A 26519-nucleotide genomic window follows, 5' to 3' on the forward strand; every position below is an offset into this window, starting at 1 on the left:
GAAACATGAAAATAATATTAGCCTCTGCTTCAGAAAGAAGGCAGGAGCTACTTACTAAGCTGGTAGACGACTTCTCTGTTATAGTAAGCGACTTTGATGAAAGCAGCATTGAATTTCAAGGAGACTATAGTAATTATGTCATCCAATTATCTAGAGGAAAAGCTTATGCAGCTGCACAAAAGATTAAGGATGATGCTGTAATTATAGCCTGTGATACTATAGTTGCTTTAGATGGTGTTGTATTAGGTAAGCCAAAAGACGGAGAAGAGGCTATAGCTATGCTGAAAAAGCTTAGCGGTAGAACTCATGAAGTTTTTTCAGGATTAACAGTGTTAAATACTAATAATTCCCAATTAGTAAGTGATTATGCAAAGACAGAAGTAACATTTTCTAAGTTAACTCAAGAGGAAATGGAAAGATATGTACATACTGGAGAACCTATGGATAAAGCCGGAGCATACGGTATACAGGGTTATGGCGGAGTTTTTGTAGAGAAGATTAATGGATGTTATTATAACGTTGTTGGTCTTCCTATAAATAAGCTTAAGAACATATTAAAGGGGATAGGGGTAAATCTGTAAAGGGAGTAGGTTTATGGATAAAGCAATTAAGATTATGGATTTACCACTAAATGAAAGGCCTAGGGAAAGGTTATTTAGATACGGGCCTGAAAATCTCTCCAATAGTGAATTGTTAGCAATAATATTAAGGAGTGGGAGCAAGGGAGAGAACATAATTGAGCTTTGTAACAGAATACTAATAGAGACAGGTGGGCTTAATGGCCTACTGACTTCTAATGCCCAGGATTTTATGAAGTTAAAAGGTATTAAGAAAGCTAAGGCTGCTCAACTTTTAGCATTAGCGGAAATTTCAAAGCGCTTTAGGTCTTATAAATCCGGTGAGGAGTACAGCGTAAACTCACCTTCAGCGGTGGCGGATTTGGTGATGGAGTCTATGAGAACTCTAAAGCAAGAGGTTTTGAGGATTATTCTAGTTAATACAAAAAATAGAGTAATATTGATGAAAGATGTTTTTGTAGGTAGTCTTAATACTTCTATAGTACATCCTAGGGAAGTTTTTATAGAAGCTATAAAGCGAAATGCCGCTTCTATAATAATATGTCACAATCATCCTTCTGGAGATCCTACACCAAGCAATGAAGATGTAAATATAACCCACAGATTGACAGAATGTGGTAAGTTAATAGGTATACAAATTTTGGATCATATCATAATAGGTAATGGTTCTTATATAAGTATGAAAGAAAAAGGAATATTGTAATTGAAAGGAGAACGACAATGGGATTATTTTCAATTTCTAGAGATATGGGAATAGATTTAGGTACAGCAAATACTTTGGTATATGTTAAAGGAAAGGGGATCTTACTTAGAGAACCTTCTGTTGTAGCTATAAATAGTATTAACAAGAAGGTTTTAGCAGTAGGAGAAGAAGCAAAAAAGATGATAGGTAGAACTCCTGGAAATATTGTGGCTATAAGACCAATGAAAGATGGAGTTATTGCAGATTTCGATATCACTCAAATTATGTTGAAAAAGTTTATTAGTAAAGTAATAGGTAGAAATACTTTTGCTAGTCCAAGAATTATTGTATGCTTCCCTTCAGGGGTTACTGAGGTTGAAAAAAGAGCCATAGATGAAGCTGCAAAACAGGCAGGGGCTAAGGAAGTGGTCCTAATGGAGGAACCAATGGCAGCTGCTATAGGAGCGGGTCTTCCTGTAGATGAACCAACGGGAAGTATGATAGTTGATATTGGTGGTGGTACTACTGAAGTTGCTGTTATTTCTCTTGAAGGTATTGTTACAAGTAAGTCTTTAAGAGTAGCAGGAGATGATTTAGATCAGGCTATAATTAATTATATTAAAAAAGAGTATAATCTGATGATTGGAGAAAGAACAGCGGAAACAGTAAAGATGGAATTAGGATCTGCCTATGATACAGGAGAAGAAGAAAAAACAATGGATATAAAGGGAAGAGATCTAGTTTCAGGTCTTCCAAAAACTATAACTATTACTGAATCTCAAATCAGAAGTGCATTAAAAGAAACCATTGCTTCAATTATAGATGCTATTAAAACAACCTTGGAAAAAACACCACCAGAATTAGCTGCAGATATAATGGAAAAGGGTATTATGCTCGCTGGTGGAGGAGCCTTATTAAGAGGTCTTGATAAGTTGATAAATTCAGAAACCCATATGCCTGTACACATAGCTGAGTCTCCATTGGATTGTGTAGCCTTAGGTGCTGGTAAAGCTCTAGAGTACTTTGACAGAATAAGCAAGAAGAGAGGATAAAAATGAAGTTTTTAAAAAATAAACTGGCAGTAGTAGTTGTAATACTGTCAGTTACGTTTTTAGTACTTATAGCTGCTAGTGTTAAAAGAGAAAATAAAACAATATTGGAAAATGGAGCAGGGTCTGTACTAAACAGCATCCAAGGTTTTTTTTATAGCATTAATGATAATATTAATAGCTTTTTTAGCTTTATTTTTAACTTTAAAGAAATAAAAAATGAAAATGAAGCCCTTAGAGAAAGAAATGCTGAGCTGGAAGAAAAAGCACTCATGTATGATGTGGTAAAAAGTGAAAATGAAAGATTGGCAAAAATTTTAGATTATACAAAGAGAAATAATCAGTATGATTATGTTGTAAGTGAAATTTTAAGTGTTAGTGGTAATAATGTACTAGATGGATATGTTATAGATAAGGGTATTAAGGATGGTGTAATTAAAGGAAGAGTTGTAGCTACAGCTCAGGGACTAGTTGGTCAAGTTACAGTAGCCAGTGATACTTGGTCCATTGTACAAAGTATATCCAATGAAAATATAGGAGTAGGAGCTAAAGATCAAAATACTGGTGACACAGGTATATTGAGAGGGTATAAAGATGGAAATCAGGATGTATTAGCCATACTTGATTTTATTTCTATGGATTCTCAAATTAAAGTGGGAGATGTTATTGTTACATCTGGTGATGGTTATATTTATCCAAAGGGCATAAGAATCGGTGAAGTCATTGAGGTGCAGGAAGACAAATCTAGGGTTATGAAAACGGCCATAGTAAAGCCTTATGTTGATTTAAACCGATTAGAAGAGGTTTTTGTGATTCTTCCTAAAGATAGGTCCGCTGAAAAGTATATAGGGGAGGAATTACAACAATGAGAAGACTAATGGTGATTTTAATATGTGTATGTCTATTTATAATAGATAATACACTTCTGCCTTTTTTTGCGATCAAAGATTATTACCCTAGTTCTTTGTTTATGTTTATAATTTTTTATTCGATAAACAATGATTATTGGGATGCCATAGAAGTAGGCGTTATTTCAGGATTACTTCAAGATTTATATTTATGTCAAGTAATAGGAATAAATCCTTTAGTAAATATCCTCCTTTGTATATTATCAGTGCTAATAGGAGATAACATATTTAGAGAAAAATTATTGATTCCTGTTTTGTCACTTTTTGGACTTTCCATGTTAAAAGGAGTTTTAGTTTTTGGTATCTTTCACATTATTGGAATAACAATAGAAATTTATTCTGTAGTATTTACTTCCATATATACTATGGTTTTGGGTATATTTTTATATAAGTTCCTTTACAAGTTGTTACAAAAACCTTTTATGAAAAAACAATGGAAGTTTTAAGGGGGATACTCCATGAAGATAAATAAGAAATTTAATCGATATACTGGATTGATAGTTATTATGGCGATATTCTTTTCCTTAATAATCTTAAGATTATTCTACTTACAAGTAATTAAAGGTGAAGATTATACCGATAGAGCAAATACCAAATCTATTAGACAAGTACCTGAAGCTGCTCCAAGAGGGAAAATATTGGACAAAAATGGTGAAGTTTTAGCTACAAACATACAAAGTTACAATTTAGTTTATATGGAAAGTGAAGAAGGAAAAGAACAGTTTTTTAATACCTTTAAAGAGGTTTTTAGACTATTAGATGAAGCTTCAAAGGATAATACAGAATCAGATGGAGCTCAAGATCAATTATTAGATGAGTTTCAGCTTCAGGTAGAACCCTTTAGATTTGAATTTAATACCGATGATCCAGATACGAAAAGAGCTTTAGAGTTGTTTTTTAAAACTGAAAGAGGATTAAATGATGTTGTTAGAGCAGAATTATATCCCAAAATTTCTTCTAATGAACTCACTGACGAACAGAAGGAAAAAATAAATGAAAAACTAATGAAGATAAGTGCTGAAGACGTATTTTATTATTTAATTGTAAAGTATGATATATATAAACTTCTTAATCTAAGTAAAGATGAGGAAAAAGTCTTATTTCAAAGAAGAAATAATGGTGAAATTACCAATAAAGATATTGGTAAAATGGTGCTAGATAAATTTGATGTAAATGAAGTTAGAAAATTTATGGTAGTTAAGGATGCAATTTATCTTCAAAGTTATAGCGGGTATAAGCCAGTTACTATATCTGCAAATATGACTAAAAAAACAGCCTTTCTTTTTGAACAAGTAAAAAATACTTTACCAGGTATTGATGTTTCTTTGCAGCCTATAAGGTATTATCCTAATGGTTCTTTAGGTTCTAACTTTTTGGGGTACATCTCCAAAATAAGTGGTACAAATGCAGAAAAATATGAAGAAAAAGGCTATGATGTAAGCTCTGATTATGTTGGTATTGCGGGTCTAGAAAGTGCTTTTGAAGACAGACTTAAAGGTACCAAGGGTGGAACTACCATAAGAGTTAATAAAGAAGGTCGAAAAACAGAAGAGTTATTTAAGCTTGAACCTTATCCAGGTCAAGATCTGGTGTTAACTGTGGATAGTAAACTTCAAGCGGTAACAGAAAGAGCTTTGCAGGATAGAATGACTGCATTGCAAACTACAGAACGATATCACTCAGAAGCTGGCGGAACAATGGACACTGGTAATGCTACAAGAGGTGCTGCAGTAGTATTAGATGTTAAAACTGGTGGGGTTTTAGCTATGGCAAGCTTACCAGGATATGATCCTAATTTGTTCTCAATACCAGGAAAATTAACTAATGAGTTGAGTAAGCAGTTTTTTCAACCGGACTTAGAGTCCTTTGGAAAAGAATATATTAAAAGAATGCAGTTAAATAAGTATGGTATCACTGTAGATAAATTATTTCCAATAGAATCTTCAGATGGTAACACTATTATAAGAAGAGATAAATATGATGTGTATCCAAAACCGTTTTATAATTATGCTACTACTGCTTTAGTACCTCCTGGGTCAACCTTTAAACCAATGACATCCGTTGCGGTTTTAGAGGAAGGTATAGCAACTGCAAACGAGATAATTTATGATAATTATGAGTATAAATTAGGTTCCACAACTTGGCATTGTCATTCACATCATGGCAATGTAAATGTAAAGACAGCATTACAGAAATCCTGTAACTATTACTATTATGCAACTGGATACAAGCTATATGAAAAAAATGGTTTAGATGCTATTGCAAAGTATGCTTGGAAATTTGGATTAGGATCTGATCCAAAATCAAATGTTAAACAAAGTACAGGACTGGAAATAGCGGAATCCTTTGGTCAAACTTATAATAATGAATATAATAAAAAAGAATATGCATTTTACTCAAAATATAATATAGCAGAAAAACTTAATGCAGGTGTATATCAGGCAAGTGGACTTACCATCACTTTTACCCCTATTGATATTAATAAGAATGAAGAGGATAGTGATGAATTAGCAAAGGCTAAAGAGGATTTAAAGGCAAGGATTGCAGAATATATAAATGGAGATTATACTATTGAGAATTCTTACTCCATATATGAAAAGCTAAAAGCAGATCTAGTTCCTTTATTTCAAAATTTGATAAATGCTCAACCGGAAGAAAATCGTGGTAAATATAAGGAAAGTGATGCTAAAAACATGGCAGAGGCTATTTCTACTTATGTTACCTTCGATGTTATTACTCAAATAACTACACCTGGTAACATACTTAATGCGGCTATAGGTCAAGGTACTAATAATTTTACACCGGTTCAGTTAGCTAGCTATATAGCAACTTTGGCCAATGGTGGAACAAGATATAAAGTTCATTTGGTAGATAAATTTGTAGATGCCTCTGGTCAGGTGGTTTATGAGACTAAACCTGAGGTTTTAGACCAAATTCAATTGAAAGAAGCAAATTTAGAAGCAATAAAAGAAGGGATGAGCTTAGTTACAGACGAATCTGGTACCGCTTCTAGCTCCTTCGTAAACTTTCCAATTAAGACTGCCGGTAAAACAGGATCAGCTACTTATAAGGAAGATGGTATTCAGGAGTCTGTAGGTAGAACATCCTATGGATTATATGTAGGCTTTGCTCCTTATGATGATCCAGAAATAGCTGTTTGTGTAGTAATTTTTGATGCTGGTCACGGTGGCTATGTAGCTGATGTAGCAAGGGCTATTTATGAAGCATACTTTAGTGAAGAGTTAAAACAATACCCAGGCTATCAGCCTAAATTTGATTATACTTTGAATCCATAAGGTATTTAGATAAAAAATCGAGGAGATTCATATTACGTTGAATTTCCTCGATTTTTTTGTTAGAATTTTAGAAGATATATAAAATTATTTGAAATTTAAGAAGGAATTTAATCAGTGTTTATTGAAGTATATATTTGTTGTGCTTATTGTTCATTTGGAGGTTTTTTCTATGGAGGACAGGATATTAATAAAAGGTAATCGTGAAGGCTTAGTTACAGTAATTGATATGGATAAATTCAGAAATTTCGATGATATGCTGGAAGCACTCGTAGAAAAGCTTTCTAGGGGTAGAAGATTTTATAAAGGCTCAACGTTGAAAATAACTACAGAATTGAAAAGAATCAATGAACGAGATGCTGTAAGACTTAGGAATGTCCTTCTAAGAGATTTTGATATTAAAGAATGTATTTTTGAAGAATATGAAGAACCTAAACCTAAAACTTTTACAGGAATCTATGAAGGAAGAACTAAGTTTGTAAGAAAAACCATAAGAAGTGGTCAGAGAATTGAATATCCTGGCAACTTGGTGATAATAGGAGATGTAAATCCAGGATCGGAAATACAAGCCGCAGGAAATGTGATAGTGTTAGGTAATTTAAAAGGTTATGTACGTGCTGGTATGGGTGGAGATAGCAGAGCTTTTGTGGCAGCATTTTCATTGCAACCAGAAATACTACAGATTGGAACTTTGGTAACAAGGGCTCCAGAAGATAATGAAAAGCCTCAATTTCCGGAAGTGGCTAAGATTAAGGACGGTTCAATTATTGTAGAACCTTATTTACCAAATAAATTTTTATAGCACGGAGGTAGTAAAATGGGAGAATCAATAGTAATAACATCCGGTAAGGGTGGAGTAGGAAAGACAACTACTACTGCAAATATAGGAACAGCCTTAGCAGCTATGGGGAAAAAAGTAGTTGTAGTTGATGGTGATACAGGTCTAAGAAATTTAGATGTATTAATGGGTTTGGAAAATAGAATAGTATACACTTTAATTGACGTAATTGAAAATAGATGCAGACTTAAACAAGCTATGATAAAGGATAAGAGATTTAACAATCTTTTCTTGCTTCCAACAGCTCAAACTAGAGATAAGAACGATATAAAGGCTGAAGACATGTTAATTTTAATTAAAGAATTAAAGGAAGAATTTGATTATGTATTAATTGATTGTCCAGCAGGTATAGAGCAAGGTTTTGAAAATGCAGTAATTGGTGCTGATAGGGCTATTATCGTAGTTAATCCAGAAGTAACTTCTGTAAGAGATGCAGACAGAGTTATCGGAAAATTGGATGCAAAAGGTATAGAAGATCATCAACTATTAATTAATAGATTGAATGTAGATATGGCAAAGAAAGGTGAAATGCTTAATATTGAGGACATTAATGATATTTTATCAATTAAGTTATTAGGTGTTGTTCCAGATGATAGAAATATAACAATTTCAACTAATAAAGGTGAACCTATAGTTTTAGATGATAAAGCATTTGCTGGTCAGGCCTTCAAAAATATAGCTAGAAGAATTACAGGAGAACAAGTTCCTCTTATGAATTTAGAGGGAGAAGGTGGCGGTCTATTACATGCTTTCAAGAAGCTCTTTAAAATAGGAGGTTAGGGTATATGAATTTAATGAAATTTTTTGGGGGGAACAAGTCATCAAAAGATGTGGCAAAGGATAGACTAAGATTGATATTAATCAACGATAGATCATCACTTTCACCGGAGGTTTTGGAATCTATTAGAAGGGAAATATTAGAGGTAATTTCAAAATATGTAGAGATTGATAATTCAGAAGTTGAAATTGCTTTAACTAGGACAGATGATGAAGAGGGAAATTTACCTGCTTTAGTAGCAAATATTCCAATTAGAAAGGCTAAGGAAAGATAAAATAAATTTTTGGGAAAAGTGCGGAAAAATTCCGCACTTTTTCAATTTTAAATTGTAATATTATACGTAGCTTTTTTATATATAAATTGATATAATTTATGGTATTGGAGGGTGAGATATGCTTGATAGATTTACTTTAAATAAAAAATTAATTAAACATTTTGATTTTGGAATTGTATTTGTGGCTGTTCTAATAGTTCTTTTTGGCTGTATTAATATATATAATGCTACTGGAGGTAAGCTTGGTTTCTATTATGTAAAGCTCCAGCTTTTATGGTTGTTAGTTGGTCTCACAGTTATGTATATAGTTGTCATTATAGACTACACCATACTTTCTAATTATGCACCGTTAATTTATTGGGCAGGTGTAGTATTGCTTATATATAATGATCTCACTAGTAAAGCTGTAAATGGTGCATCTTCATGGATTAGTATTGGAAGTAGAGCTATACAGCCTTCTGAGTTTGCAAAGCTTGGAATGATAATAATGCTGGCTAAGAAGCTAGAAGATATGGAAGGGAATATCAATAATGTAAGAAACTTTTTCACTTTAACCTTTTATGCTCTAATTCCTATTGTGCTTATAGTTGTTCAACCGGATATGGGAATGACAATGGTTTGCTTTTTTATAGTTTTGGGAATTTATTTTATGTCTGGACTTAATGTAAAGGTGATTGTAAGTGGATTGATTGGTATAGTAATTTTAATAGCAGGGGTTTGGAATTCAGGCCTTATGCGTGCTTATTGGAAAAAAAGATTGACTGTATTTTTAAACCCTGAATCAGATGAACTAGGAGATGGACTTCAACTTATACAGTCAAAAATCGGTATAGGGTCCGGTGGCATAACTGGAAATGGTTCTAAAATTGGTGAAAAAGCAGTAACAGGTTTTGTATCTCAATTTGTACCAGAATCCTATACGGATTTTATATTTGCTATAGTAGGAGAAAAGTGGGGGTTAATTGGAGGTATATTTTTGCTAATTTTATATTTTACTCTACTTTTCAAAATAATAAAGATAGCAAGAAGGAGTAAAGATATATTTGGAAATGTCATTTGTGTAGGGATTTTTTCATCTTTTCTCTTTTCAGTAATTCAAAATATAGGTATGACTATAGGTATACTACCTATAACTGGTATAACCCTTCCTTTTATGAGTTATGGAGGAAGTTCCCTTTTAACGAATTTCATAGCTTTAGGTTTGGTGTTAAATATTGGTATGCGAAAGAAAAAAATCAATTTTTAATAAACAAAGGAGGAAATTATGAGGATTGCATTAATAGCACATGATAAAAAGAAAGATGATATGATTGAGTTTGTAAAAAGGTACAAGGATGTTTTTAAAGAACATGAACTCTTTGCTACCGGTACCACTGGTAAGTTGATTTCTGAAATAGTAGGTCTTAAGGTACATAGGTTTTTATCTGGACCTTTAGGTGGAGATCAGCAAATAGGTGGTAAAGTAGCAGAAGGTGAAATAGATATGATTATGTTCCTAAGAGATCCACTTACAGCCCAACCTCATGAACCGGATGTTACTGCCTTGTTAAGATTATGTGATGTGCATTGTATACCATTAGCCACCAATGTAGGATCAGCAGAAATCTTTGTTCAGGCATTAAGATTAAGAGAAAATAAAAATTAATTTTTAATATCAGAGAAAAATCGACGTTAGTCGATTTTTTTGTTTGAAAGAAAAAGCATAAATCTTATGTAAAAATAATATATATAATTGTAATGCTAAAGGCTTCCATCATGAAAATTTAATTTAGCCGTGGATTAAAAAACTAAAGATTTATAGTTTTTCTATAATGTAAATAAGTTAATAGTTAAAGTGATAATGTTAATTATGGAGGATAAGATGGGAAGTTATAGGTCACAGTATCAATCCTATTATAGTTCTCTGGTAAATAATAAGCATTCTACTAATAGAAGGACAAATTACTATCCAAAAAGTAACTCCGTTCAAAATAGTAATAGTAAGCTTTTAAAGCGATTATTAAGGGATCTGGTTGGAGTTTTCTGTTTACTATCAATTATCTTATTTTGCAAATTAGTTAAATTACCTTGGACTATAGAATTTTACAGGTATTGCAAGTTTATGGTTGATTATAGTTATGATTATAATGAGATATATACTAATATTACAAGTTTGAATATGGAGCAAATAAGTGAAACTATAAATAATTACATAGAGACTATAAAATCTGGTATTACCGGTGAATCTACTATAAAAGATACCATAGGAAACTCCTTTGTTGAACCTGTTAAAGGTAAGATTATTCGTCCTTATGGTGACAGTGTTGACAACGTTACTAATAAGAAAACTTTTCACTATGGTATAGATATAGAGGTACCGGTAGATACAGAAATTAAAAGTTGTGCTGATGGCACTGTAAAATATTTGGGCGAAAATGAGGAATATGGAAAGTATATAATTATAGATCATGGATTAGGAGTTGAAACAAAGTATGCAAATTTAAAGGAGATGAAAGTAGAAGTAGGAAAGTCGGTAAAAGCTGGGGAGGTCATAGCAACCAGTGGTAGTGACAGTGAATTTGAAACTCCACATTTGCATTTTGAGTTGATATATATGGCAGATAACAAGGATCCTCAAGAGTACCTAAAGTTTTCAAGTGAGTCTTAGCAATATTTTAGGAGACATAAATGATAAAATTAAATAAGTTTTTTATTCCCTATATATTCCTATTAATAGTTATAGGCTTTCGAGGAGAACTTTTGGTTTCTTTCATACTTGTTATTCTCCATGAAATCGTTCATTATTTAACCGCTGTTGCTTTTGGATTTTCGGGCTTTGACATAAAAATACTGCCAATAGGAGCAGTGCTTAGGCTTAAAGATTTAGATGAGGCTACTCCCTTTGAAGATTTGCTAATTTCATTGTCAGGCCCCTTATTTAATCTTTTATTAGCAGCTATTTTATATTATATTAGTACTATTTATCCTGGTGATACCATAAGTTTTCTCATAAAGAGTAACTTATCTTTGGGAATCTTTAACCTTATTCCTGCTTTTCCTCTAGACGGGGGGAGAGTTTTGAGGGATTGTTTATGTATGAAAATAATATATAGGCGGGCTAATGAAATAACGGTGAAGGTAAGTATGGTACTTGGTTACTGCATTTTAGGTGCATTTTTTATTTCTTTAACTCTAAAAACTCCCGAGTACAATTTTGCTATAATTGGAGTATTTGTGATAATTTCCTCCTACAAAGAACGAGAAAGAATAGTGTATATCATAATGAGTGACATCATTAGGAAGAAGAATAGATTTATTAGTACTAAGTATATGGAGAATAAAAATATATCTGTATACTACAAGGGAGAATTAATAAATCTTCTTAGCATTATGGATAAAAATAAATATAATGTTTTTACGGTACTGGATGAAGATATGAGGGTCATGGATGTAATATATGAAGAAGAAATAGTACAAGGCTTAAAAACCTATGGAAATATTACCATAGAAGAATTTATAAAGTATCGTGATGAGAATACTTAAGGTGGCTGACATATGAGTTGAAAATTTGCTAATAACTCATGTGGAAGCCACTTTTTTATTTTTTGTCTTTATGGTAGAATGAAACTATTGTCTAATTGTGCCTTAGGAGGATGTAACATGAATAAGATTAATGATGATATACTTTTCAGAGTTGAAAAACCTGCTAGATATATCGGCGGGGAACTAAATAGTATAATAAAAGATCCAAAAAAGGTAGATATAAGATTTGCTATGTGTTTCCCTGATGTATATGAGGTTGGAATGTCACATTTGGGAATGAAAATTCTCTATCACGTTATGAATGAAAGAGATGATACTTATTGTGAAAGAGTTTTTGCACCTTGGCCGGATATGGAAAAACTTATGAGAGAAAATGAGGTGCCACTTTATGCTTTAGAAAGTAAAGATCCTATAAATAACTTTGATTTTATTGGTTTTACTTTGCAATATGAAATGAGTTATACTAACATACTTAATATGTTGAATATGGCAGGTTTAGCAGTTAGGGCATCGGAAAGAAAAGAAGAGGACCCTATAGTTATCCTTGGAGGTCCCTGTGCCTACAATCCAGAACCCCTTTATGACATTGGAGATGTTTTTCAAATTGGTGAAGGAGAAGAATCAATAAATGAAATTCTAGATCTTTATAAAAGCATGAAGGGCAAGTATAGTAAGAGTGAAATTTTAAGAGCAATGTGTAAGATTAGAGGAGTTTATGTACCATCTCTCTATGAGGTAGAGTACAAGGAAGATGGAACTATAAAATCCTTTAAACCTAAATATGAGGATGTACCATCTAGGATTGTAAAACGATTTATGCCAGATATTAATAATAATCCTTATCCAGAGGCAATGATAGTGCCTTACTCAGAAATAGTTCATGATAGGATAATGCTAGAAACCTCTAGAGGATGCACAAGAGGATGTAGATTTTGTCAAGCAGGTATGATATACAGACCAGTTAGAGAGAAAAGAGTGCCAAAGCTAATAGAGCAAGCAGAGGCGCTATTAAAGTCCACTGGATATGATGAGTTGTCCTTAACATCTTTAAGCATATGCGACTACTCTGATATTCAAAATTTAGTGTTCTCATTAATTGAAAAGCATAAGGAAGATAAGGTTTCTGTTTCCCTACCTTCCATAAGAATCGATGCTTTTTCAGTGGATTTAATCAAGGAGATTCAAAAGGTTAAAAAAACAGGTCTTACCTTTGCGCCAGAAGCTGGAAGTCAAAGGATGAGAGATGTAATTAATAAGTGTGTTACAGAGGAAGATTTGATGACCGCTGTGAAAAATGCCTTTGAATCCGGTTGGTCTACAATAAAGCTTTATTTTATGATAGGACTGCCTTATGAAACTATAGAAGATGTAATAGGCATTGCAGAACTTGGAGAAAAGGTAGTTAGAGAATATTTTAAGGTGCCTAAAGAAGTTAGACACAAGGGTTTAAAGGTTACTATAAGCACATCTATTTTCGTTCCAAAACCCTTTACTCCTTTCCAATGGGCTGCCCAAGATAAGATGGATGTGGTAAAGGAAAAAATTCAAGCTATAAGATCAAATATTAAAGATAGGGCAATAACTTATAATTGGCATGATTCCATGGTAAGTTGTCTGGAAGCTATATTTGCTAGAGGAGATAGAAGACTTTGCGATGTTCTGATTAAGGCCTATGAAAAGGGCGCTAGATTTGATGGATGGTCAGAATACTTCAATTTTGATCTATGGATGGAAGCCTTTAAGGAATGTGGTGTTGATGGTGATTTTTATGCTTATAGGGAAAGAGAATATAGTGAAATACTTCCTTGGGATTTCATTGACATAGGTGTAGATAAGGACTTCTTGATCAAGGAAAATGAAAGAGCTAAAAATATGGAGTTAACACCAGATTGCAGATTAGGCTGTAAGCTTTGTGGCATAAATGTTAACTTTAAAGAAGGGAAGTGTTTCCAAGGTGCGGTATGTAATAAAGTTCGCTAAAGAAAGTGATATAAAGTTTATATCCCATTTAGATTTAATGAGGACTATCCATAGGGTATTTAGACGGGCAGGCCTTCCAGTAGAGTATTCTAAAGGCTTTAATCCCCATATGAATTTATCTATCGCCCAGCCTCTATCTGTGGGGGTGTATTCAAAGGGAGAGTATTTGGATGTGGTATTTACTGAGGAGCTTAATGAAGAGCTTATGATAAATAAGTTAAATAACAGTGCTCCTCCAGCTATCAAATTTTTTCAGGCTATAAAAGTACCGGATGCTTTTCCTGATGGTAAAAAGATTCCCCAGGTTGCTTCAATAATAGAATGTGCTCTTTATAAAATTAAGATAAATTATGATGATGTAGAGAAGGGTTACGAAGATATAGAAAATCTACTTAATAAGGAAGAATGGATTACTATAAAGAAAGGCAAGAAGGGCGAAAAGGAAGTAGATATTAAAAGAATGGTAAAAGAGTTTAAGTTTAATATTGAAGGTAGCAGCATAGTGATTGAAGCCATGCTAGCCTGTGGTAGCAAAGAAAATCTTTCTCCAGACTTATTAAGTTCTTACATAAAAGCTAATACTAGAGGAGTAAAGGAAAATAGTTTTGTAGAAGTTGAGAGACAGGAAATCTATACTTTAAAAAAAGGTAAATATGTTTCTATAGATTCATATTTTCAATAAAAATATCAGAGGAGAAGCTGAAAATTGAGAACAAACAGCTTCTCTATAACTATAGAGGTGTTAAATTTGAAAGAAATATTTATAGAACGCCGAAAAGAAATACTAAGGGTAGCTATTAAAAATAGTGGTAGTTTATCAGATTGTTTTATAGAGGAAGAAAGACACGCTCCTTATCCTGGGCAAATTTATAAAGCTGTAGTAAAAAATATCATTCCTGCTCTAAAAAGTGCTTTTTTAGATATCGGTTTAGAAAAAAATGCTTATTTATATCTCGAAGGTAAATTTGAGAAAAGAAATATTAAAAAAGGGCAGGAGTTAATAGTAGAAGTAGTAAAGGAGGAGCTAGGGCAAAAAGGAGCTAAGGTCACATCGGCCTTTTCTATTCCAGGAAGATATTGTGTCTTATTAACAGATAACTGTAGTATAAGTTTTTCTTCAAAAATAAGCTCTCAAGAATACATAAAAGAAATTAGGGAAGGGATTAAGAAGCCTAGTGATATAGGAATTAAGATAAGAACTGCTGCAGAGCAAGTATCTTTAGATGAAATAAATCAAGAGATAGATAAATTATACAGGCAATATAAGCGAATTATTGAGGAAAGCAGCTATAAGATTAAACCTGGACTTTTATACAATGGTGGAGGTACCATTGGGAAAGTGCTTAGAGATAATCTAGATGGATTAGTGTCAAAAATTATAGTAGATTCAAAGGAAGATTTTGAAGCTATTAAGGAATATGTAATAGATAAGAAAGATATAAGCACAGAGGTTCAGCTCTATGAAGGTCATAGGTCCTTGTTTGATTTTTATGGTATAGAGAAGGAGATAAGCCATTTAAAAAACGAGAGAGTAAACCTAAGCTGTGGTGGCTATATAGTTATTCAAAATACAGAAGCCATGTATGTTATTGATGTAAACAGTGGCAAAAATGTAGGAAGTAACCTTCGGGAGCTAACAGCTTTGGAGACCAATCTTGAAGCTGCTAAAACTTGTGCTAGACAAATTAGGCTTAGGAATTTAAGTGGAATTATTCTAATAGATTTTATAGATATGCAAAAAGAAAGCCATAAAAATAAAGTATTGGAAGAATTGCATAAGGGTTTTGAAGATGATAAAAATAAAACTATAATATATCCTTTTACTCAGTTAGGTCTTGTGCAAATTGCCAGAAGAAGAAAAGCATTACCTATAGAAAACTATATTTTGGAAGAGTGTAAACAGTGTAAAGGACATGGTAGAAAGCTAAAGTTCTCCTATGTTTGCATGCTTATAAAAAATGAAATGCTAAGGGTAGATAACGATAGTAAAATAAAAGATATACTTATTATGTTAAACAGCTATTATAGAAGGTTTGTAGAGGAAAGTTCTCAAGGCTTTCTTAATAGTATAGAAGCTGAAGGTAAGAGGATTTATTTGAAATTCATTGATGGGGAATTTGAAAACTTTAAAGTAGAACCTATGATTTTTAAGAAGCAAATAGAAGAGGTACAAAAATACTTAATTAATTAGCGTTCTTTGACAGATCAGTTTAAGTTTTTACTTTTTTCTTTACAAAATATGATCCATGTGATACAATGGCTTTTGTAGACCGCACAGATAGGGTTTTGCTAAAACATGGTTAACTCCATGTACCTGTAATGGCGAGACTGGATAGAGGAGGTGTTTTAATGTACGCAGTAGTAAAGACTGGTGGAAAACAATACAGAGTTCAAGAAGGAGACTATCTTAACGTTGAAAAATTGAACGCTGAAGTTAATTCAACAGTTGAATTAACAGATGTTCTTGCAGTTTCCAAGGCTGATGGAGAATTAGTAGTTGGAAAGCCTGTTGTTGAAGGAGCAAAGGTTGTTGCAAAGGTTGTTGCTCAGGATAAGGCTAAGAAGATTATAGTTTTCAAGTATAAGCCAAAGAAGGACTATAGAAGAAAGCAAGGACATAGACAACCATACACTAGATTACTTATCGAAAAGATTGAAGCTTAATTATGATTGATATAAGATTTATAAAAAAAGATAGTAAGTTAGTTTCCTTTAAAGTAAGCGGACACGCTGAATATTATGAAGGAGACGAAGTTGTTTATGATGATCTTGTATGTGGAGTAGTTTCTAATTTAGCTCAAGTAACTATTTTAGGTGTTACGGAAGTGCTTAAATTAAAAGCTCCATATGTAGCAGAAGAGGGAAATATACAATTGGATATTTCTCAATTAGGTTCTCAAGAAATTGATAAGTGCAGTGTGCTTTTAGAAACAATGCTTGTAGGACTTAAAAGTTTAGAAGTTAATTACGGTAAATATATAAAAGTGTCCGTAGAGGAGGTGTAAATGTATGTTGATAATTAACCTTCAGTTATGTGCTCACAAAAAAGGAGTAGGTAGCTCCAGAAACGGTAGAGACAGTGAAGCTAAAAGATTGGGCGTTAAGTCCGCTGATGGACAATTCGTTTTAGCTGGTAACATATTGGTTAGACAGAGAGGTACTAGGATACATCCTGGAACTAACGTTGGCATAGGTAAGGATGATACACTTTATGCTAAGATTGACGGCGTAGTTAAATATGAAAGACTAGGCAGAAACAAGAAAAAAGCAAGCGTATATCCTGTAGATGTTGAAGAAGCAATTGCAGAATAAAAAGGCACCCGCGAGGGTGCTTTTTTTAAAATAATGACAAGCTTCAAAATACATATTGATAAGAGGATGATGAGGATGAGTATGTTCATTGATAAAGCGAAAATTTTCGTAAAATCTGGCGATGGAGGACATGGTGCAGTGTCCTTTAGAAGAGAAAAATATGTGCCTCTAGGTGGACCAGATGGAGGAGATGGTGGTAGAGGCGGAGATGTTGTTTTAGTAGCGGATCCTAATATGACAACCCTTTTAGATTTTAAATACAAAAGAAAATATTTAGCGGAAAACGGGGTTAATGGATCTGGTTCTAAAAGATACGGTAAAGATGGAGAAACTCTATATATAAAGGTTCCTATGGGAACTATTATTAGAGATGTAGAGACCAATAAGATCATGGCAGATTTGTCTCATAGTGGAGATTCTTATGTGGTAGCCAGGGGAGGAAAAGGCGGTAAAGGTAATGCTAAATTTGCTACGCCTACTAGACAGGCACCAAACTTTGCAGAACCAGGAATGCCTGGGGAAGAAAGATGGATTGAGTTAGAATTAAAGCTCTTAGCGGATGTAGGTTTGTTGGGATTCCCTAATGTAGGAAAGTCAACATTGCTATCAGTGGTTTCAAAGGCACAGCCTAAGATTGCTAACTATCACTTTACTACTTTAAAACCTAATTTAGGAGTAGTAAGTGTACCTGGTGGCTTTAGCTTTGTAATGGCAGATATTCCTGGAATTATTGAAGGAGCTGCTGAAGGTGTAGGCTTAGGTTTAGATTTCCTAAGACATATAGAGAGAACTAGATTGCTGATCCATGTAGTGGATATTTCAGGCCTTGAAGGTCGTGATCCTGTTGAAGATTTTATAAAAATAAATGAAGAATTAAAGAAATATAGTGTGAAATTATGGGATAGACCTCAAATCATTGCAGCCAATAAGTGCGATATGCTTTATGATGAATCTGTATTTGAAAACTTTAAGGCTAAGCTAAATGAAATGGGGTATACTCAAATATTCAAAATATCTGCAGCTAGCAGACAGGGTGTAGATGAATTGATGAAGGCTGCAGCGGAAGCTTTGAGTAAGATACCGGTTAGAGAACTAGAAATCAGCGAAGAAGAAAGATTTGTTCCTGAGGAAAAGAAATTTACGTACACTATAAGACAAGAAGAAGAAGGTATTTTTGTAATAGAAGGAAGCTTTGTAGACAGACTTCTTTTAGCTGTTAATGTAAATGATCCTGATTCTTTAAAGTATTTCCATAAGGTGCTGAAAAATAAAGGAATTATAGATGAATTGCTTGAGATGGGAATTCAAGATGGAGATATAGTACGACTAAATGATTTTGAGTTTGAATTTTTATTATAGTTTGCAACGTGGAGGTATTGTAATGCTTACATCAAAACAAAGAAGCTATTTAAGATCTTTGGCTAATACAATGGAGCCAATATTTCAATTGGGAAAAAACGGTATAGAAGAACCCTTTTTAAAGCAAATAGATGATGCCTTAGAAGCTAGGGAATTAATCAAATTGACAGTGCTTAATAACAGTGGTTTTGATGCAAGAGAAGCCAGTGATATTATTTGTGAAGAATTAGGCTGTGAAGGAGTTCAGGCTATAGGCAATAAAATAGTTTTGTATAGAAAATCATCAAAAAAGCCGAGAATAGAACTTCCTTAATTTATGGGAGGGAGGAAGATGTTAAAAAAGGGCATAATAGGCGGCACCTTTGATCCCATTCATGTGGGCCATATGTATATTGCTACGAAGGCTCAGCAGTATTTGGGCTTAGATAAGGTTATCTTTATGCCAAGTGGAATGCCCCCCCATAAGGAAGGAAAGGATGTTACTCCTTCCAAGCTTCGTTATAAAATGGTGGAGGCAGCTATCAAGGGCAAGAATAATTTTGAAATAAGTGATTATGAAATAAAGAAAAATGGATATAGTTATACCTATGAGACCATGGAGTATTTTAAGGAAAAAGAGAAAAATACAGAATGGTACTTTATATCCGGTTGCGACTGCCTTTTTTCTTTAGATAAGTGGAAGAATGTAGATAGAATAATGAAGGCTTGTAAATTTGTTGTTTTTAATAGACCAGGTTATAATGACGACGATATCCGTAAACAAAAGAAGGCGGTGGAGGAAAAGTATGATACTAGTATTATCTTTTTAGATTTCTTACTTTTAGAAGTTTCCTCCACTTATATAAGATCCGCTGTTAAAGAAAAAAAGGATGCATCTTCCTTTTTACCAGAGGGAGTATATGAAATAATTGAGCAGCATGGATTATATCAATAAAAGAGAGGTTTTGTTTATGTGGAAAGAGGCTGAAATAATAAATTACATACAGGATAAATTATCCCCTAAAAGATATAATCATGTTCTTGGGGTTAGAGATACTGCAGTGAAATTGGCAAGAACTTATGGGGAAAATGAGGAGAAAGCTTCCCTTGCAGCCTTATTACATGATTGTGCAAAGAACATGGAAGATTTAGCCCTTATTAAATTGGTAAAGAATAATGGCTATATTCCAGATAAAGTTGAAATGCAAGCACCTCAGTTACTACATGGAAGAGTTGCTGCTATAATTGCTAAATATGAAATGGGCATAGGCGATAGTTCTATTTATGATGCAGTAACCTACCATACGACGGGAAGGGAAAGGATGTCTTTATTGGAGAAAATAATCTATATTGCGGATTATATAGAACCTTCTCGTGATTTTCCTGGTGTAGAGGCCTTAAGAGAGGAAAGTTTCATAAATTTAGATAAGGCCATGTTAATGTCTTTAGAAAATACTATAAAACATATTATTGATAGAGGTCAGCTTCTTCACCCTAATACTGTAGAAGCAAGGAATTATTTTTTACTACAACTTTCAGGGGGAAGCTCTAATGAATAAAAAGACTTCCAGCAACCTGTTTTTTTATGGTTCCTGCTTTTTAATAATATTCATTACTGCTGTAGTATATATAGGATCAAGATTATATGTATATTTGAATAAATTCAATAGGGACAAAAGTGTAAAACCTTATGAAGTAGAGGATGACAGTAAACCAGTCAATATATTAATTATGGGAGTAGACGAGGGCAATGGCAGCAATAGTAGAACGGATACCCTTATGTTACTACATTATACATGCAAAGATGATAAAGTAAACATAATTTCTATACCTAGAGATACTTTAATAAATATAAACGGTAAAAATGAGAAAATTAATGCAGCTCATGTTTATGGTGGAGTTCCTTGGACTATTGAGGCTGTAGAGCAACTATTAGAGGTGAAGATTAATTATTATGGTAAGGTTAACTATAAAGGATTTAGAAACTTTATAGATGCAATAGGTGGCCTTGATATGAAGATAAAGCAGGATATGCATTATGATGATTATGCTCAAAATCTTCACATTCATTTTAATAAGGGAGAAATTGTTCATTTAGATGGGGAAGGTGCTGAGCAGTATTTTCGATGGAGAAAGAATAATGATGGCAGTGGATTGGCTATGGGAGATTTAGATAGGATAGCAAATCAACATGAATTTCTAAGTAAAGTTATGGATAAGTTAAGGGATCCGTCCATAGTGTTAAATTTACCACAGTTGCTGACTACTTTGCCGGATTATATAGAGACTAATATGAGTGCACAAGATATATTAAAATATGGTTTGTGTTTAAAAAATATTGACCCTTATAAGATAGAATTTGCTACCTTAAAGGGAGATCTTCAAGATATAGATGGATTATCCTACTTTATTTACGATGAAAAGCAAAATGAAGAAGTTACAGTGATGCTAAATTAAGGAGTTATTTAAAATGGCTAGTGTATTAGAGTTTGAGATAAAAGAAGAAGATAATGGTAGAAAGCTTAGAGATTATTTAAAAAATCATATTGGTTTATCTACAAGACTAATAAGAGGGGCTGCAGTGGATGGGAGGATAAGGATAAAAGATCAGAGAGTAAAGTTAAATCACATCCTAGAAGCTGGAGATACTATTAAAATTGAGCTATCTAAGGAGGAAGATCAAAATATAGAACCAGAAGAAATGGATTTAGATATAGTATATGAAGATGAAGATATACTAGTAATTAACAAGCCTCCTTTTACAGTAGTACATCCAACTAGGAGCCATCCAAGTGGAACACTTGCTAATGGTGTTTTATATCACTTTAGAAGCAAAGGAGAAAACTGTATAGTAAGATTGGTGAGCAGACTTGATAGGGATACCTCTGGACTTATTATCGTAGCTAAAAATCAATACTCTCATATGTTTTTAGCAAAGGAAATGGAAAAAAATACTTTAATAAAAGGATATACCGCTGTAGTTTGGGGAAATCTAAAAGAAAGTAAAGGTACTATTAATGCACCTATATATAGACCTACTGAAGATTCAATTAAGCGAGTGGTGGATCCTAGAGGTCAAGAAAGTATAACTCATTATGAAGTAGTTGAGTCCTTGAGTAAGGCTGATGTTGTAAAGCTGCGATTGGAAACCGGTAGAACTCATCAAATAAGAGTACATCTTAGCCATTTAGGTAACCCTATTATAGGAGATACTTTATATGGTAATGATGAAGAAATATTAATTAATAGGCAGGCTTTACATGCTAGTCACTTGAGCTTTTTTCATCCAAGAACAAAAGAACTAATAAACTTGAGCAGTGATTTACCGGAGGATATGAAAAGCTTGATAAGGGCTTTAAAATAAAAAGGATTTATTCATTAGAAAATAATAATTATATTAAATTTGATTTGTAAATATTAGTATAGAATTAAAAGGTTTCTCGTACTTTATCTGCGAGAAGCCTTTATTTTTTATAGAAATTAAAAATATATTATGTGTAATATTTTGCAGTGTGTGTGTTAATAATTAACAAATAGTTTAAAGTTAAAAAGATTAAATAGAGAGGGGTTATATTTTGAATAAAAAAAGCAAAATAATTGGGTCCCTTATAATAGCTGGCATTTTTCTTATATTTGCAGTTATAGGTTATATGAAAGATAATAGAGCGGAAGATTACGATAATATGTTTGTGGAAAGTAAGGCGGTAGTTGACAACAATAAAACAAGTACAGATATTGATAATTTAAATATTAGCGAAAAAATAATTAAGGTAGAAATAAAGGGTGAAGTTAAGAAACCTGGAGTTTATGCTATGAAACTTGGTAGCAGAATAGAAGATTTAATTAAAGAAGCTGGAGGCTTAACAGATAAGGCTGATACTGATAGAGCTCCAAGTTTAGCTAAGAAGTTGAAGGATGAAGAGCGTGTAATAATACCTAATGTAGATAATCCTGATATTTTAATGAATACTAGTAGTGATCAGGATAATGATCTTATTAACATTAATACAGCAGATAAGAATGAGTTAGAGAAAATACCTGGTGTAGGACCAGTGACAGCACAAAAAATTTTAGATTATAGAGAAGAAAATGGATACTTTAATAGCATAGAAGAATTAAAGAATATCAATGGTATAGGGGAAAAAACCTTTGAAAATATGAAGGAGAAAATAACCGTAGATTAAAATTAGAAAAATATTGTATAAATGAAAAATAAATGTATACCAAATAGAAATGTGGTTAATAATTTATCTAGGAGGTGTAGGAAATGGAATTTAAACGTACTTTCAAAACAAAGGCTATATGTTTTTCGATGTCTTATATGATTTACTATTTTATGAGAAACTATGTAAATATGCTTTTGTTTAATTTGCTATATAATAATTTAATTTGGACAATTACTAATAATTTAATTGCCGACGTATTATTATTTTTTATAATTCTTATGATTCCAATAAACATGCTTCATGAATGGTGTCATGGTATTTGGCTTAAGTTTTTTGGTGGTAAGGTTAAATATATTTGGAATGGAATTTTTCTTAGAGCTCAAGAAGTATCTAAAGTACCAATACACAGAACTAATTTTCTGATAATATTATTGTTTCCGATTACTTCTATAACAATTTTTTCGAAACTTATACCAGGATGGTTAGGTGGAGTAATTTTAATACTTAATCTCTTTAAAAGTATGGAAGATTTACTTAAAGTATTATATTTATTTAAGAGCGATAGCGATACATTTTTAATATACAAAGAGGATGGTTTTGAAATAGTGGATAATTCTGAAGAAGCTGAATTAACATTGGAAAATGTAAAATAAAATCCAGTTTAAAGTATTTTATAGAGGGTAAAATACTACTATGGAGGTGGCAGTATGTATAATGATATTTACGAAATAGTTAGTAATGATAGTAACACGGTGAATTTGGTTATACACGAAAAAGATTTCTTTTTAAGCTACGATGAAATAAACAAGGAAAATGTTCAAGACCTAGTAGAAAATTATTTTAGATTTAAGGGAAGGGACGGAATTCCGGTAGTTGCAGATATTGATTACAACCAACAAACTAGACGAATACAAGTCACTGTGGATATGGACTATGACAGAGATTTCAAATTAGAACCTGCTAGTGCTCCGGATTTTTTAAATAAAAACAGAAATGATTGATAAAAAGCCTTTGATTTATTATTGCTTTGCCCTATTAATTGGATCTTATTCTGCATTGCTTATATTGAATTACAATTTTTTAGGTGCAGTATTAGCTGCATCTTTTTTAATTATTATGATAATAACAAATGAAAGCCCTTTAGTATATATTTTACCTATATTTCTCTTAATAGGTTTTGCAAGATATTATACTTATTATAAATATGAACCACCGTCAGTATGTAAGTTGCGTTTTCAAGGTACTGAAGGTATATATTCCATTGGGAGTTATAAAGGAAGAAAGGTTGTACTAAAAGGAAATTTGACAGACTGTAAATTAGGACAGTGTATTCAGGTTACTGGCACTTTCAAAAGAATATCACAATACGATAGGGGGATAATTGGAGAAATAGATATTAGTAAAATTAATAAAATAGAGTCTGATTATGTTACTAAAATATATGAGTTTAAAGAGAAGTTATATGATAAATTTAAAGAAGAATTAGAAGAAAAAGCGGCTGGTGAAGTTATGGCTGCTTCCTTTGGTCATGATAACTATCTTAGTTCAGAAGTAAAAAGTGATATGAGCAATTTAGGAGTGATTCATGTAATTAGTGTTTCTGGACTGCATATGGCATTAATTTATAAAATCTGTGAGCATTTTTTAGGCTTTGGAGGTTCAATAATTATCTCTGTAATGTATTGTATATTTACAGGTGGAGCTTCATCTACCTTTAGATCCTTAATTATGATTATAGTTTTTAAGCTATCCAAAAAAGTTTATAGGAATTATGAACCATTTTCATCTCTAAGTATGGCTGCTATTATTGTGGTTTTTATGAATCCTGCCAATGCTTTAGATTTAGGAACTCTTCTATCCTTTTTATCTGTATTAGGGATATTTGTTTTTTACAAGAGATTTGAAAAAGCTCTATATAGGTTGCCCCTTAAATTAAATGAATCCATTAGCCTTACCCTAAGTGCACAAGTTTTTACATTACCTTTATGTATGGTTGTTTTTAATTCAGTTAGCACTGCATCAATACAGGGAAATATATTTCTTGTGCCAATATATTCTTTGTTGATGTTGTTAGGAAATTTTTCTTTGCTATTTTTTAATATTGATTATATTTTTAAGATCTTATCTTTTGCTATAAAGGTATCTTATTCAGCTATTGAGGGATGTAAATGGTTCTTGTTGAAGGTTTCTACTGGAGTTTTATATATGGGTAAGGTAGAGGCTTGGGTTTTAATTATTATATATGTTAGTTACTATCTTTACAAAAAAGGTTACAAGAAATTTTTATGGCTACCTATGTTTTCTATAGTCTTTTGCATGGTATATAATTTTTCAGTTATGCCTAAATTTCAGTATGTAAAATTAGGAAGTAGTCGTGGGATTATATATCGTAGTGGCTTTAATTCTGTACTGTTTTTAGATAAGAAAAAGATAAATACGGATGAAATCTTATTAAAAAAGAAGTTTAATGTATGGAAAATAGAGGATTTGTATAAAGCTCAATATTCTCATGGACATAAGCAGCTTGATCTATCTTGTGACAATAGCAAAATTTATCTTACATATTTTAATGGTGATAGGCCTTTGAGTATAGTTTTTACCAAAGAAAATATACCTGCAATAAGTTATAATACATATGATATAATATATTTACCATATGAAAAAGAATCCTATCAATATTATGATAACTTGTATACTATTATATTATTTTTTGATAAACCTATAATAGATTAAAAAGGAAGATGAAAATGCAAATGGATTTAGATAGTTTTGAGCATCTTTTAAAGAAAAAAGATTTGAATGGTTGTTACATACTTTATGGTCCTGATGAAAACCTTATTAAAGATGCAGTAAATAAAGTAGCTAATACTGTGGTGGATGAGATTTTTAGAGATTTGAATTTGGTTAAATTTGATGGCATGAAGGTACAGTTCGATGAAGTTATGAATGCTTGTGAGACCTTACCCTTTATGAGTGAAAAAAAGGTAGTTATAGTATTTAGAGCGGATTTTTTAGGAGCAAGGGATGATAGAGAAAGCAAGAAGAAAGTGGAAGACTTTTATAATTATCTATCTACTTTACCTCCTTACACTATTTTATTAATGTATTATGTATTTAGTGATGATAGGGAAAAGGCTAGTAATAATATTAAAAAGTTTTCAAAGGTTGCTACTTTAGTTCAGGTAGATAAATTAAAGGGTAACAGGTTATATAAAAAGGTGGCAGATATATTTCAAGAAAGACAAAGAACAATTAATAAGGTTTTATTACAGTTCTTTTGTGATCATGTAGATAATAATATGGAGATAATAAACAATGAAATAAATAAGCTACTAGACTATACTGAAGGAAGGGAAATTACTAAACAGGACATAATTGATTTACTACCCCAAAGCAATAATGATGATATATTTGATTTAGTAGATTTTGTATCTCAAAGAAAACCTGAAAAGGCAATAAATATTCTTAATGAGCTACTATTTAAGGGTGAAAGTGTAACAGGAGTATTATTTATGATAGAAAGACAATTTAAGCTCTTGTATAGTATAAAACTAGGTATCGAGGAAGGAAAAAATAAGGACATTCTAGTTAAGGAGCTAAAGCTTCATCCCTATGTATGTGAAAAGTTAATTAATCAGAGCAGAAAGTTTAGTCTAAATCAAATAAGGGCCTGTATGAAGATGTGCTTAGATACAGAAAAGGCTCTAAAAAGCAGTCAAAGTGATAAAAAGATTGAAATGGAAATGCTACTAATAAATACGGTTAGAATTTAGTGAAAAAATAAGAAACCGGTAGAAATAC

Annotated in this window: 30 protein-coding genes; all 30 read left to right on the forward strand. The window is 32.4% G+C overall.

What is annotated here, in order from left to right:
* Positions 1–5 precede the first annotated feature (5 nt).
* The 30 genes from N3C_RS01950 to holA all read left to right on the forward strand — a co-directional run bounded on the left by N3C_RS01950 (position 6) and on the right by holA (position 26491).
* On the forward strand, positions 6–581 hold the full coding sequence (locus N3C_RS01950) for a Maf-like protein (protein ID WP_074364394.1): 576 nt from the start codon (positions 6–8) through the stop codon (positions 579–581).
* A gap of 13 nt (positions 582–594) precedes the next feature.
* Positions 595–1281 carry a RadC family protein gene (gene radC / locus N3C_RS01955; protein WP_074364395.1) on the forward strand — a complete coding sequence of 229 codons (687 nt, stop codon included), beginning with the start codon at positions 595–597 and terminating at the stop codon, positions 1279–1281.
* 17 nt (positions 1282–1298) lie between these two features.
* Positions 1299–2312, forward strand: coding sequence for a rod shape-determining protein (locus N3C_RS01960; RefSeq protein ID WP_074364396.1), 1014 nt, complete (start codon positions 1299–1301; stop codon positions 2310–2312).
* Positions 2313–2314: 2 nt separating this feature from the next.
* Positions 2315–3178, forward strand: coding sequence for a rod shape-determining protein MreC (gene mreC, locus N3C_RS01965; RefSeq protein ID WP_074364397.1), 864 nt, complete (start codon positions 2315–2317; stop codon positions 3176–3178).
* Positions 3175–3663 (forward strand): rod shape-determining protein MreD, encoded by a 489-nt coding sequence (gene mreD, locus N3C_RS01970; RefSeq protein ID WP_074364398.1) that lies wholly within the window; start codon positions 3175–3177, stop codon positions 3661–3663. Before mreC ends, mreD begins: the two co-directional genes overlap by 4 nt.
* Positions 3664–3675: 12 nt before the next feature.
* Positions 3676–6513, forward strand: a complete 2838-nt coding sequence (locus N3C_RS01975; protein ID WP_074364399.1) for a penicillin-binding transpeptidase domain-containing protein — start codon at positions 3676–3678, stop codon at positions 6511–6513.
* Positions 6514–6682: 169 nt separating this feature from the next.
* On the forward strand, positions 6683–7312 hold the full coding sequence (gene minC / locus N3C_RS01980; RefSeq protein ID WP_074364400.1) for a septum site-determining protein MinC: 630 nt from the start codon (positions 6683–6685) through the stop codon (positions 7310–7312).
* Positions 7313–7327: 15 nt separating this feature from the next.
* Positions 7328–8128 carry a septum site-determining protein MinD gene (minD, locus tag N3C_RS01985; protein ID WP_074364401.1) on the forward strand — a complete coding sequence of 267 codons (801 nt, stop codon included), beginning with the start codon at positions 7328–7330 and terminating at the stop codon, positions 8126–8128.
* 5 nt (positions 8129–8133) lie between these two features.
* Complete coding sequence (gene minE / locus N3C_RS01990; RefSeq protein ID WP_074364402.1) at positions 8134–8400, forward strand: cell division topological specificity factor MinE; 267 nt, start codon at positions 8134–8136, stop codon at positions 8398–8400.
* Positions 8401–8518: 118 nt separating this feature from the next.
* The gene (gene rodA, locus N3C_RS01995; protein WP_074364403.1) at positions 8519–9646 is read left to right on the forward strand and encodes a rod shape-determining protein RodA; all 1128 of its coding nucleotides are present in this window, start codon (positions 8519–8521) and stop codon (positions 9644–9646) included.
* Between the two features lie 18 nt (positions 9647–9664).
* Positions 9665–10045 carry a methylglyoxal synthase gene (gene mgsA, locus N3C_RS02000; protein WP_074364404.1) on the forward strand — a complete coding sequence of 127 codons (381 nt, stop codon included), beginning with the start codon at positions 9665–9667 and terminating at the stop codon, positions 10043–10045.
* A 216-nt stretch (positions 10046–10261) separates the two neighbouring features.
* Complete coding sequence (locus N3C_RS02005) at positions 10262–11047, forward strand: M23 family metallopeptidase (RefSeq protein ID WP_074364405.1); 786 nt, start codon at positions 10262–10264, stop codon at positions 11045–11047.
* Between the two features lie 20 nt (positions 11048–11067).
* Positions 11068–11922: a M50 family metallopeptidase gene (locus N3C_RS02010; RefSeq protein ID WP_074364406.1), complete on the forward strand. Its 855-nt coding sequence runs from the start codon at positions 11068–11070 to the stop codon at positions 11920–11922.
* A gap of 117 nt (positions 11923–12039) precedes the next feature.
* Positions 12040–13902, forward strand: coding sequence for a TIGR03960 family B12-binding radical SAM protein (locus N3C_RS02015; RefSeq protein WP_074364407.1), 1863 nt, complete (start codon positions 12040–12042; stop codon positions 13900–13902).
* Complete coding sequence (locus N3C_RS02020; RefSeq protein WP_074364475.1) at positions 13877–14584, forward strand: TIGR03936 family radical SAM-associated protein; 708 nt, start codon at positions 13877–13879, stop codon at positions 14582–14584. The genes N3C_RS02015 and N3C_RS02020 overlap by 26 nt, the downstream gene beginning before the upstream one ends.
* A gap of 66 nt (positions 14585–14650) precedes the next feature.
* Complete coding sequence (locus tag N3C_RS02025; protein ID WP_074364476.1) at positions 14651–16093, forward strand: Rne/Rng family ribonuclease; 1443 nt, start codon at positions 14651–14653, stop codon at positions 16091–16093.
* Between the two features lie 158 nt (positions 16094–16251).
* Complete coding sequence (gene rplU / locus N3C_RS02030) at positions 16252–16566, forward strand: 50S ribosomal protein L21 (RefSeq protein ID WP_074364408.1); 315 nt, start codon at positions 16252–16254, stop codon at positions 16564–16566.
* Between the two features lie 2 nt (positions 16567–16568).
* Positions 16569–16907: a ribosomal-processing cysteine protease Prp gene (locus N3C_RS02035; protein WP_074364409.1), complete on the forward strand. Its 339-nt coding sequence runs from the start codon at positions 16569–16571 to the stop codon at positions 16905–16907.
* Positions 16908–16911: 4 nt separating this feature from the next.
* Positions 16912–17214, forward strand: a complete 303-nt coding sequence (gene rpmA, locus N3C_RS02040) for a 50S ribosomal protein L27 (protein ID WP_074364410.1) — start codon at positions 16912–16914, stop codon at positions 17212–17214.
* An 81-nt stretch (positions 17215–17295) separates the two neighbouring features.
* Complete coding sequence (obgE, locus tag N3C_RS02045) at positions 17296–18573, forward strand: GTPase ObgE (protein WP_074364477.1); 1278 nt, start codon at positions 17296–17298, stop codon at positions 18571–18573.
* A gap of 22 nt (positions 18574–18595) precedes the next feature.
* Positions 18596–18886, forward strand: a complete 291-nt coding sequence (gene yhbY / locus N3C_RS02050) for a ribosome assembly RNA-binding protein YhbY (RefSeq protein WP_074364411.1) — start codon at positions 18596–18598, stop codon at positions 18884–18886.
* A gap of 18 nt (positions 18887–18904) precedes the next feature.
* Entirely contained in the window at positions 18905–19507 is a 603-nt protein-coding gene (gene nadD, locus N3C_RS02055) for a nicotinate-nucleotide adenylyltransferase (protein ID WP_074364412.1), read from the forward strand.
* Positions 19508–19523: 16 nt separating this feature from the next.
* The gene (gene yqeK / locus N3C_RS02060) at positions 19524–20111 is read left to right on the forward strand and encodes a bis(5'-nucleosyl)-tetraphosphatase (symmetrical) YqeK (RefSeq protein WP_074364478.1); all 588 of its coding nucleotides are present in this window, start codon (positions 19524–19526) and stop codon (positions 20109–20111) included.
* Positions 20104–21009 (forward strand): LCP family protein, encoded by a 906-nt coding sequence (locus N3C_RS02065; RefSeq protein ID WP_074364413.1) that lies wholly within the window; start codon positions 20104–20106, stop codon positions 21007–21009. The genes yqeK and N3C_RS02065 overlap by 8 nt, the downstream gene beginning before the upstream one ends.
* 13 nt (positions 21010–21022) lie before the next feature.
* Entirely contained in the window at positions 21023–21916 is an 894-nt protein-coding gene (locus N3C_RS02070; RefSeq protein ID WP_074364414.1) for an RluA family pseudouridine synthase, read from the forward strand.
* A 211-nt stretch (positions 21917–22127) separates the two neighbouring features.
* On the forward strand, positions 22128–22736 hold the full coding sequence (locus N3C_RS02075) for a helix-hairpin-helix domain-containing protein (RefSeq protein WP_074364415.1): 609 nt from the start codon (positions 22128–22130) through the stop codon (positions 22734–22736).
* Positions 22737–22819: 83 nt separating this feature from the next.
* The gene (locus N3C_RS02080) at positions 22820–23371 is read left to right on the forward strand and encodes a DUF3267 domain-containing protein (RefSeq protein ID WP_074364416.1); all 552 of its coding nucleotides are present in this window, start codon (positions 22820–22822) and stop codon (positions 23369–23371) included.
* Between the two features lie 54 nt (positions 23372–23425).
* Positions 23426–23719 carry a hypothetical protein gene (locus tag N3C_RS02085; protein WP_074364417.1) on the forward strand — a complete coding sequence of 98 codons (294 nt, stop codon included), beginning with the start codon at positions 23426–23428 and terminating at the stop codon, positions 23717–23719.
* On the forward strand, positions 23712–25451 hold the full coding sequence (locus N3C_RS02090; protein ID WP_074364418.1) for a ComEC/Rec2 family competence protein: 1740 nt from the start codon (positions 23712–23714) through the stop codon (positions 25449–25451). The genes N3C_RS02085 and N3C_RS02090 overlap by 8 nt, the downstream gene beginning before the upstream one ends.
* Before the next feature lie 14 nt (positions 25452–25465).
* Positions 25466–26491, forward strand: coding sequence for a DNA polymerase III subunit delta (gene holA, locus N3C_RS02095; RefSeq protein WP_242944027.1), 1026 nt, complete (start codon positions 25466–25468; stop codon positions 26489–26491).
* The last annotated feature ends 28 nt before the right edge of the window (positions 26492–26519 follow it).

Origin of the sequence: Clostridium sp. N3C, assembly GCF_900095445.1 — a bacterium.
GTDB lineage: Bacteria > Bacillota > Clostridia > Clostridiales > Clostridiaceae > Clostridium_AU.